At 68.0% G+C, this 12,220-nt stretch carries 11 protein-coding genes; 1 reads left to right on the top strand and 10 read right to left on the bottom strand.

The features are described 5' to 3' along the window. Window positions 1-18: 18 nt before the first annotated feature. Genes QMF22_RS13855 through QMF22_RS13885 form a run of 7 tightly spaced genes read right to left on the bottom strand, consistent with a single transcriptional unit; the run spans window position 19 to window position 7,831 of the window. Window positions 19-858: an SRPBCC family protein gene (locus QMF22_RS13855; RefSeq protein ID WP_283454550.1), complete on the bottom strand. Its 840-nt coding sequence runs from the start codon at window positions 856-858 to the stop codon at window positions 19-21. Then, window positions 858-2,132, bottom strand: a complete 1,275-nt coding sequence (locus tag QMF22_RS13860) for a vWA domain-containing protein (protein ID WP_283454551.1) — start codon at window positions 2,130-2,132, stop codon at window positions 858-860. Before QMF22_RS13860 ends, QMF22_RS13855 begins: the two co-directional genes overlap by 1 nt. Then, window positions 2,125-3,027 (bottom strand): AAA family ATPase, encoded by a 903-nt coding sequence (locus QMF22_RS13865; RefSeq protein ID WP_283454553.1) that lies wholly within the window; start codon window positions 3,025-3,027, stop codon window positions 2,125-2,127. The genes QMF22_RS13860 and QMF22_RS13865 overlap by 8 nt, the downstream gene beginning before the upstream one ends. A gap of 30 nt (window positions 3,028-3,057) precedes the next feature. Further along, window positions 3,058-3,972, bottom strand: coding sequence for an XdhC family protein (locus tag QMF22_RS13870; protein WP_283454555.1), 915 nt, complete (start codon window positions 3,970-3,972; stop codon window positions 3,058-3,060). Between the two features lie 2 nt (window positions 3,973-3,974). After that, window positions 3,975-6,368 (bottom strand): aerobic carbon-monoxide dehydrogenase large subunit, encoded by a 2,394-nt coding sequence (locus QMF22_RS13875; RefSeq protein WP_283454557.1) that lies wholly within the window; start codon window positions 6,366-6,368, stop codon window positions 3,975-3,977. Then, entirely contained in the window at window positions 6,365-6,865 is a 501-nt protein-coding gene (locus QMF22_RS13880; RefSeq protein ID WP_283454559.1) for a (2Fe-2S)-binding protein, read from the bottom strand. The genes QMF22_RS13875 and QMF22_RS13880 overlap by 4 nt, the downstream gene beginning before the upstream one ends. A gap of 12 nt (window positions 6,866-6,877) precedes the next feature. Further along, complete coding sequence (locus QMF22_RS13885; protein ID WP_283454561.1) at window positions 6,878-7,831, bottom strand: FAD binding domain-containing protein; 954 nt, start codon at window positions 7,829-7,831, stop codon at window positions 6,878-6,880. A 63-nt stretch (window positions 7,832-7,894) separates the two neighbouring features. Between QMF22_RS13885 and QMF22_RS13890 the strand changes: the two genes are divergently transcribed. Next, on the top strand, window positions 7,895-8,869 hold the full coding sequence (locus QMF22_RS13890) for a LysR family transcriptional regulator (RefSeq protein ID WP_283454563.1): 975 nt from the start codon (window positions 7,895-7,897) through the stop codon (window positions 8,867-8,869). 10 nt (window positions 8,870-8,879) lie between these two features. On the opposite strand, the gene QMF22_RS13895 is transcribed toward QMF22_RS13890, so the two are convergent. The 3 genes from QMF22_RS13895 to QMF22_RS13905 all read right to left on the bottom strand — a co-directional run bounded on the left by QMF22_RS13895 (window position 8,880) and on the right by QMF22_RS13905 (window position 12,176). Continuing rightward, window positions 8,880-10,397: a CYTH and CHAD domain-containing protein gene (locus tag QMF22_RS13895; RefSeq protein WP_283454565.1), complete on the bottom strand. Its 1,518-nt coding sequence runs from the start codon at window positions 10,395-10,397 to the stop codon at window positions 8,880-8,882. 56 nt (window positions 10,398-10,453) lie between these two features. Then, window positions 10,454-11,617, bottom strand: a complete 1,164-nt coding sequence (locus QMF22_RS13900; protein WP_283454568.1) for a globin domain-containing protein — start codon at window positions 11,615-11,617, stop codon at window positions 10,454-10,456. Window positions 11,618-11,732: 115 nt separating this feature from the next. Then, window positions 11,733-12,176 carry an RrF2 family transcriptional regulator gene (locus QMF22_RS13905; protein ID WP_283454570.1) on the bottom strand — a complete coding sequence of 148 codons (444 nt, stop codon included), beginning with the start codon at window positions 12,174-12,176 and terminating at the stop codon, window positions 11,733-11,735. Between the last annotated feature and the right edge of the window lie 44 nt (window positions 12,177-12,220).

The raw sequence follows: 12,220 nt of genomic DNA on the forward strand, positions 1-12,220 counted from the left end.
CCCTTCTATTCCCGTGCTCTAGCGGCCGGACGCGCGCCGACCGAATTGGTATGCGATGAACGCTACCGTGGCCAGCAGCCCCAGAAGTTTCACCGGGTCGCTCAGCTGGTCGGTGAGGACGCCTTTGACCAGGGTCATGGCGTCCAGGCTCGGCGCCGCAGCGGGTGTCGAACGGTGCGGGGCCGCCCGATGCCCGCCGGCGGGTGCGACGCGGGGCGGCACCGGGCGGGGCGGCAGGCCGGGCCTGGCCGGGGCATCCGCTGTGACGTCGGGCAGCGTGTCGGCGGCGGGCGCGTCTCCCGGCGGAATATCGGTCACATCGGTCACCGCCCGCGGAGAGGCCTGCGCGAGGGTGGCCGGATCGTCGACGTGGTCGCCGACGGGAGTTGAGGCAGTGCCGTCGTCAGACCCGCCGCTCTCGATCAGCTCCTGCAGATTGCCGGCAAACAACCCCATCATCTGCTCGGTGACGCTGCTGATGACGCCTTTACCCATGGCTGCAGCCTTACCCGACAGGGACAGGTCAGCGCTGACCGTGCCCTGGGTCAAGCCGTCGGTTTCGACCAGCACGAGCGTGACCGTGGCCTGGGCGGTGCCCTGTCCGCGGGTTTCCTGGGCTTTGCCCGAGAAGACGGCGCGGTGCGCGTCGGCGTCGCGCTGGTCGACGTTCATCTGGCCGCGGTACTGCATGGTGACCGGGCCGAGTTTGACCTTCATGCCCACCTGATAGTTGTCATCGGAGAGCTTGTTCAGAATCTGCGCTCCCGGCACACAGCCGGCGACGCGCTCGAAGTCCATCAGGGTGTTCCACACCGTGTCGACGGGGGCGGCGACGGTGAAGGTGGTGTCGATTTGCATCAGGGTGTCCTCTGCTGGGTCATGACGGTTGGGTGGGAAGTTGGTCGACGAGCGGATGCCAGCGGGTCGCCGCGGATCGCGGCAGCCACCTCGGCGAGGGCGACGTAGCTGTGGCCGCTGACGAAGGCGTCGCAGTAGGGCAGGGCGGCGGCCATACCCCCGACCAGTGGCCGGTAGTCCACGGCGGCTTTGCGCGGATTCACCCAGACGATTCGGTGCGCGAGCCGGCGGAGCCTCGCCATCTGGGCATCGACGTCGGCCGGGTCGTCCTGCGCCCAGCCGTCGGAGAACACCACGATCACCGCTCCCCGGGCCAGGCCACGGCGTCCGAAGTCGTCGATGAACCGACGGATGCTGGTCGCCAGCCGGGTGCCGCCAGCCCAGTCGGTCGCGGTGGCGGCCGCCTGCGCGAGCGCCTGGTCCGGGTCGCGCAGCGCGAGCTGCCGGGTCAGCCGGGTGAGGCGGGTCGAGAACACGAAGGCTTCGGCGCGGGCTCCGGCGGCCGCGCCCTGCAACAGCGAGAGGAACACCCGGGTATAGGGCTCCATTGAACCGGACACATCGCAGAGCAGCACGAGCCGTCGCGGTTTCGGGCGGCGCCGAGTGAAGTGCAGACTGATCGGGTCACCGCCGGTGCGTTGCGCGGCACGAACAGAGCGGCCCAGATCGAGCCGGTCCCGGCTCTGCGGCGACGGATTCGTGCGCCGGCTGAGCCGGGTCGGCGTTGACAGCACGATGCGGGCCACGAGCTGGCGCAACCGGGCAAGCTCCTCGGGTGCGAGATCGGCGAAGGCCATCTCGTGCAGGTGCTCGTCAGTGGATGCCATGGCGAGAGTGGCGTCGCGTTCGTGGCGGTCATCATCGTCGTCGCTCGAGTCCGAGCCGGGCAGCGGCGCGGGCGGGCTGGCCTCGGCGTGAGGCTCGGGAGCGCCGACCGGCCGGTTGATCGGCGGGGCGGCCTTCGTGCGGGTTTCGGAGCCGATCGCCGGGGGAGCGTTGGGGTCGCCGCGGCTTTCGGCCGGGTCGAGCCGGCCGTCGAACACGGCGTTGAACACCGCGTCGAAGCGATCGAGGTGCTGCTGCTGGGAGACGAACACGATGCGGCAGGCCCAGTACAGGGCGGCCCGGTCGGTCGGGGGGATGAGTCGCAGCGCCTCGGCCAGCCGTGCGGCCCGGTCGGGTGATACCGGCAATCCGGCGCGGTGCAGGGCGGTGCTGAAGCCGGCGGCAAGGGCCGCCGCTTCGATCGGTGGGTACCGCACGCGTTCAGGCACCGGCGGCCTCGGCGACCCACGCGGAACCGCGGGACGCTGCCAGGCCCTGATCGTCCCGGTTCTTCAGCACGGAACCCCAGGTCTGCTCGACAGCGCGGGCGCTGAGCTGCTCGATTCCGAGCACGCCGAGGGCGCTCACCCAGTCGATTGCCTCGGCGATTCCGGGCGGTTTGACCAGGTCGAGCGAGCGCAACCGGGTGATCGCGGCCGCAGCATCCGTCGCGATTGCCTGCGAGCTGTTCGGCACCCGACGCCGCACGATCTGCGCGATCCGCTCCGGACCGGGGTAGTCGATCCAGTGGTACAGGCAGCGCCGGGTGAGGGCATCGTGCAGGTCGCGGGTGCGATTGCTGGTGAGAATCACGATCGGCGGGTGGGTGGCCTCGACGGTTCCGAGCTCGGGAATGGTCACGGCCGCCTCCGCGAGTAGTTCGAAGGTGAAGGCTTCGAATTCGGCGTCGGCCCGGTCGATTTCGTCGAGCAGCAGCACCGCCGGGCGCGGGCCGGCATGCTCGATCGCCCGTAACAGCGGGCGGCGCAGCAGGTAGTCCCGGCCGAACAATTCAGTTTCGGCCAGTTCAGCGCCGCGCGCCTCCGCCAAACGGATGCCGAGCAGCTGCCGCGGGTAGTTCCACTCGTACAGGGCCTCCCCGGCGCTGATGCCCTCGTAGCACTGCAGCCGAAACAGTTCGGTATCGAGCAGCCGGGCCAGCGCCTTCGCAATCTCGGTCTTGCCGACCCCGGGCTCGCCCTCGAGCAGCAGCGGCTGCCGCATGCGCACGGCCAGAAACACCGCCGTCGCGAGACCCTCATCGGCCAGGTAGTCCTCGGCGTCGAGGGCGCTCTGCAGCGCAGCGACGGAGGGCACAAGTTCGGCCACGGCCTCCGCACTCATTGCTCGCACCAGTGGCGGCAGGCCAGGGCTCTAGCGCGGGGTCGCATACTGCTCCGGATTCTTCAGAAAAGACGCACGGCAGCCCGCTGAGCAGAAATAGACCGTCTCGCCGCCAGACTCCACCTGCAGTGATGAGGGCAGCGCCGCCACGGACATGCCGCAGACCGGGTCGATCGCGCTGCCAGCCGGTTCAGCGGCGCTCGCCGCTTCAACTGCAGCAGCATGAGACGGATGCCCACGCCCGGCCCGTTCCTGCACCAGCTGCGCGAAAATCGACACCGCAATCTCGCCGGGCGTGCGCGCCCCGAGGTCGAGCCCGGCCGGACTGAACACCCGCGCGCGCTGCTCTGGTGACACGTCGAGCGAGGCGAGCACCGCGGCGCCGCGCCTAGGACTGGCCACGAGCGCGATATAGGGCGCCCCCGCAGCCAGGGCGGTGAGCAGCGCTGCCTCTTCGTCGCGGCCGTGGGACGCGACGATGAGAGCGGCGTCGCCGGCCTCGAGGGCGGCGGTCGCGCCATCCGCTTGAACGAGGTCGAAACCCACGAGCGGTGCCAGGGCGGCGAGCGCCTCGGCGTCGGGGGTTGACCCGACCACGACCAGGCGCGGCAGCGGAATGCGCGGCTCGAGAAAGATCTCGATCGCACCATTGCTCACGCAGGGGTTGGAGACCTCAACCGCGCCGTCTTCCACAATGCTCGACGGCATCCCGGCGACCACTTTGAGAAGCAGCGGCTGGCGGCTTTCGAGTACCTGCAGGCTGTACAGGCGAACGGATGCCTCCACGCACGTTCCCCCGACGAACCCGTCGATCTCGCCGGTCGCGCGCACGAGCGCCGTGTCGCCAGCGTGCGCGCTCGTGGGGCGTTGGGCGCGCACGACCGTCGCGTGTACGAAGGCCTCACGGCGTTCAACGAGCTCCCGCTCCAGGGTTGCCTGGCCCACGGCTACACCGGCGGTCTCGTACGGCCCTGCATGGCCTCCCAGACCCGGGCCGGCGTGCACGGCATGTCCATGTGCACGACGCCGAACGGGGCGAGGGCGTCGACGACGGCGTTGACGACCGCCGGGGGAGACCCGACCGTGGCCGACTCTCCGATTCCCTTGGCACCGATCGGGTGGTGCGGCGACGGGGTCACGGTGAAGCCGGTCTCCCAATCGGGCACCTCCATCGCAGTGGGAATGAGGTAGTCCATGAACGAGCCGCCGAGGCAGTTGCCCTCTTGGTCGAATTCGATGAATTCCATCAGCGCCATGCCGACACCGTCGGTGAGCCCGCCGTGGATCTGGCCCTCGATGATCATCGGGTTGATGCGGGTGCCGCAATCGTCGACCGCGATGAAGCGGCGCACCTTGACGTGCCCGGTGCCCGGATCGACGTCGACGACGCAGATATAGGCGCCGAACGGAAACGTGAGGTTCGGTGGATCGTAGGTGACCTCGGCGTCGAGGTTGCCGTCGATGCCCTCTGGCAGCGCGACCGTTCCGTGCGCACCCATCGCGATCTCGGCGATGGTCTTGCCAACGCTCGGGTCGCCCTTGACGAACCAACGGCCCTTCTCCCATTCGAGGTCTTCCGGCCGGGTTTCGAGCATCGCCGCGGCGATGAACCTGGCCTTCTCCCGCACCTTGCGGGCCACGAGGGCCACGGCGGCGCCACTGACCGGGGTGGACCGGCTGCCGTAGGTGCCGAGGCCGAACGGCGTCTGGTCGGTGTCGCCGTGCACGACGTCGATATCCTCCGGCGGGATGCCGATCTCCTCCGCCACGATCTGCGCGAACGTGGTCTCGTGCCCTTGCCCCTGGCTCTGCACCGAGATGCGCACGACGGCCTTACCGGTGGGGTGGATGCGCAGTTCGGCGCCGTCCGCCATGCCGAGGCCGAGGATGTCCATGTCCTTACGGGGGCCGGCACCGACAGTTTCGGTGAAGAACGAGATGCCGATGCCCATCAGTTCGCCGCGCTCGCGCTTCTCCTTCTGTTCGCGGCGGAGTTCGTCGTAGCCGGCCATCTTCATCGACAGTCGCATGGTGGGTTCGTAATCGCCCGAGTCGTACTCCCAGCCGGTCTTGTTGGCGTAGGGAAACTGCTCCTTCTTGATGAAGTTTTTCAGCCGCAACTCCGCCGGGTCCATCTCGAGTTTGCGGGCCAGGATATCGACCATCCGCTCGACCAGGTAGACCGCCTCGGTGACCCGGAACGAGCAGGCGTAGGCCACGCCGCCGGGTGCCTTGTTGGTGTACACGCCGGTGACGGTGCAGTGCGCGGCGGCGAGGTCGTAGCTGCCGGTGAAGATGTGAAAGAAGCCGGCCGGATACTTGGTGGGCTGGGCGGTGGCGTTGAAGGCACCGTGGTCGGCGAGCACGCTGGTGCGCAGCGCCAAAATCTTGCCGTCCTTGGTCGCCGCGATCTCGCCCTGCATGATGTAGTCGCGGGCGAACGATGTGCTCATGAGGTTTTCGGAGCGGTCCTCGACCCATTTCACCGGTTTGCCGGTGACGATGGAGCCGACCACGGCGAGAATATAGCCCGGGTAGATGCCGACCTTGTTGCCGAATCCGCCGCCGATATCGGGGGAGACCACGCGAATCTTGTGCTCAGGAATGCCGGAGACCATCGCGAACAGGGTGCGGTGGGCGTGCGGGGCCTGCGTGGTTTCGTACAGGGTGAGACGACCGTCTATGGGGTCGAAGTCGGCGACGGCGCCGCAGGTTTCCATCGGCGCCGGGTGCACGCGCGGGTAGACGATCTCCTGGGTGACCACGACATCGGCGCTGGCGAAGACGGCATCCGTTTCGGCCTTGTTGCCGGCTTCCCAGTCGAAGATGTGGTTGTCGGTGCGGCCTTCGAGGTCGTCGCGAATGACGGGAGCGCCCGGATCCATTGCTTTGCGGGCGTCGACGACCGGCGGCAGCACGTCGTACTCGACCTGGATCAGTTCGAGGGCGTCGCGGGCCGCGTATCGGTCTTCGGCGACGACGAACGCCACCTCCTGGCCCTGAAAGCGCACCTTGTCGGTGACGAGAACGGCCTGAACGTCCATCGACAGGGTCGGCGCCCAGGCCAGCCCGAGTGCCTGCAGGTCGCTACCGGTGATGACGGCGAGCACCTTGGGGTGCGCGAGGGCCTCGGTCGTGTCGATCGAGACCAGCCGGGCGTGGGCGACGGGAGCGCGCAGAATGGCACCGTGCAGCATGCCGGGCAGCACGATGTCGTCGACGTAGTGGCCCTTGCCACGCACGAAGCGCGGGTCTTCCTTGCGCTGCATGCGGCCGTGGCCGACGGGCCGATCGTGGTCGCCGGCGGCAGGGTTCGATGGGCGGTCCTCGAGAATGGTCATGCGTGCACCTCTTCATCTGTTGTTTCCGTGGTGGCACCGACCGGATGCTCGGCCGCCCACTGAATGGACCGCACGATGGTGGCGTAGCCGGTGCAGCGGCAGATCTGGCCGGAGATGGCCTCGCGAATCTCGAGCGGTTCGGGGTGCGGGTTATGGTCGAGCAGCGCGCGGGCGGTGAGCATCATGCCGGGAGTGCAAAAACCGCACTGCAAGCCGTGCTCCTCCATGAAGCCCTGCTGCACCGGGTCGAGGGTGGCGCCGTTGGCGAGTCCCTCCACGGTCGTGATCGCATGCCCGTCGGCCATGGCGGCCAGTACCGTGCAGGATTTCACCGGCTGGCCGTCCATCAGCACCACGCAGGTGCCGCAGTTGGTGGTGTCGCAGCCCCAGTGCGTTCCGGTAAGCCGCAGGTCGTCGCGAATGAAGTGCACGAGCAGCACCCGGGGTTCGATCTCACGGGTGACGAAAGTGCCGTTGATGGTCATGCTGATCTGCATTGAGCTCAACTCCTAAATCGTGATCTCGGAAACGGATGCCGCGGCGCGGCGACAGGCCGCCCGCACGACCCGACGGGTCAGTTCGTCGGCGAGGTGCCGCTTATAGTCGATCGGGCCGCGCTGGTCGGCGAGGGGATCGCAGGCGAGGGACGCAAGGCGCCCGGCCTCGGTGAACAGTTCCTCGGTCGGAGCCTGACCGACCAGCACGGCCTCGACCTCGGTGACATTACGGTCGAGTCCGACGGCGGTGAGGCCGACGGCCACCCGGCTGATTGTGCCGGCGGAGTCGAGGCTGACCGAAGCGCCGGCCGCGGCGACGGCCCAGTCGCCGACGCGGCGCTCGACCTTCTCGTAGGCGCTGCTCGAGCCGGTGCGAATGGGTATGCGAACCTCGATCAGCAGTTCGTTTTGGGCGACGGCCGTCTCGTAGGGGCCGCGGTGGAAGTCGGCCATCGACAGCATCCGCTCGCCGGCCGGACCGCGCACGACGGCCATCGCTTCGAGAACGTGGCAGACCGTGGAGAGATCTTCGGCCGGGTCGGCCTGGCAGAGCGAACCGCCGATGGTGCCGCGGTTGCGCACGATCGGGTCGGCGATGACCCGTTCGGCGTCGGTGATGATGGGAAACAGGCGCTTGATGTCGTCGGATTCCAGCAGGGTCGTGTGCCGGGTCATCGCGCCGATGCGCAGCACGTCCTTATCGACGAGCAGATAATCCAGCTCGAACAGGTCGTTGATGTCGATCAGCCAGTCCGGGCGGGCCAGGCGCAGTTTCATCATGGGAAGCAGGCTGTGGCCGCCGGCGACGACCCGGGATTCGGCCCCGTGACGGTCGAGCAGGGCGAGAGCATTGTCGACCGAACTGGCGCGAACATAGTCGAACGGAGCCGGAATCTGCACGGGCTTCTCCTCACTGAGAAGGTTCCACGGCACCGCGCATCGTTGCGCGACACTGTTGTGTGCCACAGCTTGCTCCCGGCCGCCGAGACTGTCAATATCGACCTAAGCGAAAGGTTATGAGCTGTGGCAATGACGCTGAATCAGCTGAGGGCCTTTGCCCTGGTGGCCCGGCTCGGGTCGCTCCGCGCTGCCGCGGCCGCCCTGAACATCAGCGAACCGGCGGTCTCGTCGTCGCTCGCCGCGCTGCGCCTCGACCTCGGTGACGCCCTGTTCGTGCGAGCCGGCGCCGGCATCGCCCTGACCGCCGGTGGTCGGGCGCTCGCCGATCACGCCCAGGAGATCGTGGGCCTGGCCGACCAGGTGCGCTGGGAGGTGTCGCACGCCGAGGAATCCACCGCGAACCTGCGGGTCGTCGCCACGGCCGGGTTCGCCGAGCACGCGGCCGGTCGGCTGCTCGACGCGTTCACCCGTCGGGTGCCCGGTCATTTTGGCGGCATCGACGTGGTGGTCGAGTCCGCCGACGATGTGGGGTCGCTGCTGCAGGACCACGCTTACGATGTGGCGCTCGGCGCTCGTCCTCCGCAGGGAAACCAGTTGGAAGTGGTGCCCTTTCTGCGCTACCAGCGGGTGCTGGTGGCCGCGCAGGAGCATCCGCTCACCCGGCAGCCACCGTCGCTCACCGCACTGCTGGGAGAACTGTGGTTCAGCGGTCCGGCCGGGGTGGAGGAGTTCACCGCCGAGAGCAGCTGGCTGGCGGCAACCTTTCTCGCCTCAGCGCTCGGCGTGCCAGAGATCGTGCCGCTCAGCAGCGAAACGGATGCCCTCGCCGCGGTTCGCGACGGCGAGGGCATCATGCTCGCGTTCATGCACATCGTGCGGGCCGAGGTTGCGGCCCGGTCGCTCGTGGTGGTACCTGTGCCGAACACGCCGATTGCCGGGTTGTGGTGTGCAAGCACCCTCGATCACGGTCGCGCGCCGGCCGCCGCGCGCACCCTGCAGCGGTTCGTGACGACCGCGGAGGCCACCGCTGCGATGCTCGCACCCGGCGGTTCCCGCGGGGTCGCGCGTCGCGGCAGCAAGGTGCACGTGGCCCTCTGGAGCTGACTGGAACCGGTTAGGGGCGACGGCTCCAGGACTTCCAAAAATTCGATTCTGCTGCTGCTGCTTTCTGCTGTTCCAGGGCGTGCAGCCGGCCGTAGCTGAAGGTATTCTCGCCGCGCAGGTAGGCCTCGACTCCGCCGCGCTTGAGCAGGCGATCGCGGGCGATGACGCTGTCGTGCTGGTCGCCGAGAATGGTCTGGAGTTTCTGGGCGAAGCGGCTCACCCGGGCCGATCGCTTGGGGCTGAGCGGATGCGCCGTCTCGGCCGCGTAGCGCAGTCGTTTGGCGCGCTTGCGAGCGGCGTGCAGGGCGAGGTCTCGTTCCGCACCCGGTACGGTCTTGGCCGCCAGGCGCGCGGCTCGGCGCAATTTCTTCCACTCTCTGGTGACCAGGGCCGGTACAACGACCCGGGCATCCTGGTCGGCCGCGGCCGTGAGCGGCCGAGTGGCGACGAGGGCATCAAGAGCGTCCAGCAGCCGAAAGTAGCGGTGGGTGTCGAGGGCGGTGATGAGCGTGAGTTGCGCGGAGTGGGCATCTGTTTCGGAACGGCTTTCGAGGCGTTCGCGAATGGGGCCGAGGAGCAGCGCGGGGGTTTCTCGGTCGAGCAGGCCGACCACGCGCCGCTGCAGTACTTCTTCGTCCCGGGAGCCGCCGAGCACGGCGGCGAGCCAGCCGAGTTCGGTACGGAGATGCTGCACGACCGAGGGATCGACGAGCGAACGATAGGTGGCCAGCACCGAGCGCAGCCGGCGGGTGGCGACGCGCATCGCGTGCACGGAACCGGCAGTGTTCTGACGAATCCGCGGGTCGTGCCGGCGAATGGCACCGATCTGCTCGGTCAGGCTGGCCAGCAGAACATGGCCCGCCGGGCCGTTCGGGGTGGGACGGCGCGGTTTGGTGCTGCTCCCTGCCGGGAACCGGTCGCCGAGCGCGCGGGCAAGCTTCGAAACGTGCTGCGACACGAGGATGCCGCCGCTCGCGAGCACCGACTGGCCCGCGTCGAGCAGGTCCTCCGGTCCGTCGACGAGTTCGATCTCCCATTCGCGCCAGGCGGCCGAGGCGGGTTCGTGGATGAGCCGTTGGGCCTCGACCCGGTCGTCGCAGAGCACGGCGAGGGTTTCGCCGCCAACGCCGATCAGGGCGTGCACGACGCGGGTGGTGCCGAGGTGCACGACGGGAACGAGCGGGGAATCGCGGGTGTAGACCCGCACGAGCTGGGCGAGCGACTCAGGGACGGCATCCGCTTCGCCGTGGACGTGTTTGCCGAGAGGAGCGTGGATTTCGCGTCGGCGTCCGGCATCGAGCGGCCGTTTGAGATGCCAGCCGGCGTCGTCGCCGCCGGTGCGGCGGCGTAGGGTAATGTGCGCGCGGGCGAGGACGAGGGCACTCGTGTCGAAGTAGACGGCCTCGAGGTCGTGGGTGACGGGCTCGGCGATGGCCTGCACGCCGGGTAGATCGTTCAAGCGCGGCAGCAGGGCCAGCTCGTCGACGTCAAACTTGCGTTCTATCTCAATACCACCGGTAGCGTCCACGGTTCAAACCTAGCGCGGTCGCGCCAGGCTTGAACCGTGCGGCGGTGTCGGAAGCGTCAGACGCCCGCGAGCCACAGGTCGGGGCCGAAGATCTCGTAGTGGATGCGATCGGCCGGCACGCCGGATTCCAGCGCCTGGGCGCGCAGGCTGCGCATGAACGGGAGCGGACCACAAAGGTACACAGAGGCATCCTCCGGGATCGTCACGTTCGCCAGCGACATGAAGCCCTCGTGGTGGCCAACGCTCGGGATCTCCAGCCAGAGCTCGAGTTCGGCCGCCTCGAGCAGGGCGACGTCCTCGGTCATCTGGTCGCGCAGGGCCCAGCGCTCGAGGTTGCTCTCGGCGTGGAGCACTCGAACCGCGCGCTTTGAGCCGGTGTCCACCAGGGAACGCAGGATGGAAGCGCTGGGCGTACAGCCGATGCCGGCCGAGGCCAGGATCAGCGGGCCGGTGCCGTGGTCGAGGGTGATGTCGCCGCACGGAACGGAGAGAATGAGGGTGTCGCCGACCTGAACGTCGCGGTGCAGCACGGGGGAGACCTCGCCGTCAGCGTCGAGCTTGGTGGTGAAGACGCGAGTCGTGTTGGTGCCGGCTGAGAGGGAGTACTGACGCACCTGTCGGATCCCGTCGGGCATGACCGCGGTGACGCTGACGTACTGGCCCGGCAGTGCGGGCGTGACGGGGGTGTCGTCGGCGGGTTCGAGGGTGAACGTGATGGCGTCGGTTCCGGCCGCTTCCTTCTTCACGACGATCCACGGGGCGAGCGGCTTGTCGCTGGCGAGTCCGGAGTAGAGGCCCTTCTCCATCTTGATCAGGGCGTGGGCCATCAGCCAGTAGACCTCGGTCCAGGCGGCGGCGATCTCGGCGGTGATCACGTCGCTGAGTTCCTCGGCGATGGCTTCGAACAGGTACTTGTAGACGATGTCGTACTGCTCGGGCTGAATATCGAGTGAGACGTGCTTGTGGGCGATGCGGGAGAGCATTGCCTCCGGCGTGGTGTCGGGGTTCTTCACCAGGTGGGTTGCGAAGACGGCGATGCTGCCGGCCAGCGCCTGCTGCTGCGAGCCGTTCTTTTGATTGGACCGGCTGAACAGCCCGTCGAACAATTTGGGGTGGGCGGTGAGCATGCGGTGGTAGAAGTTTTTCGCGATCTGGGGCATCCGCTCGCCGACCAGCGGCAGGGTGGCTTCGATGAGGGGAGTGGACTGGGGCGAAAGCATGAATACTCCTTCTGCGTGTCGGCACCCGTTTGTGGGGGCCTTCATCAAAAGTAGCATTTCATATACCAATTAAACGGATGCTTTCTACAAGTCGTAGAAATTAGGGACTTTAGTCCTACCGCGCCAAACCCAGTTCGACCAGCATCGGGCCACCCGGTTTGCCGTGCGGGAGGCTGGCGATGACGAGGTCATCCAGTTCGCGGTAGAAGGCTTCCCGGGCGCGGCGCAGGGCGCCGCGGAGGCCGCATCCGCTGATCAGAGGGCAGGGGCCGCTTATGGAGTCGCAGGCTGCCAAGTCGGTGCGCGTGTCGAGTGTGCGCAGGAGCGCACCGACGGTGACCTCTCGGCCGAGCGCGCTGATGCGCACGCCGCCGTTCCGGCCGCGCTGTGCCTCGACCAGGCCGAGCTCGCGCAGTTTTAGCAGCGCTTTGCTGACGTGGTTGTAGGGCGTGCCGACCTCGGCGGCAACGACCCGCGAGGTGCAGGTGACGCTCTCCGGCGCCGCACAGAGCAGCATGACAACCCGCAGGCAGACGTCGGAAAAAGCGTTGATCCTCATGTCTTAACTGTAGGTGCGCCAGTGGCCCGGGCGGATATGAGAGA

Source organism: Cryobacterium sp. PH31-L1, assembly GCF_030063145.1.
Classification (GTDB): domain Bacteria; phylum Actinomycetota; class Actinomycetes; order Actinomycetales; family Microbacteriaceae; genus Cryobacterium.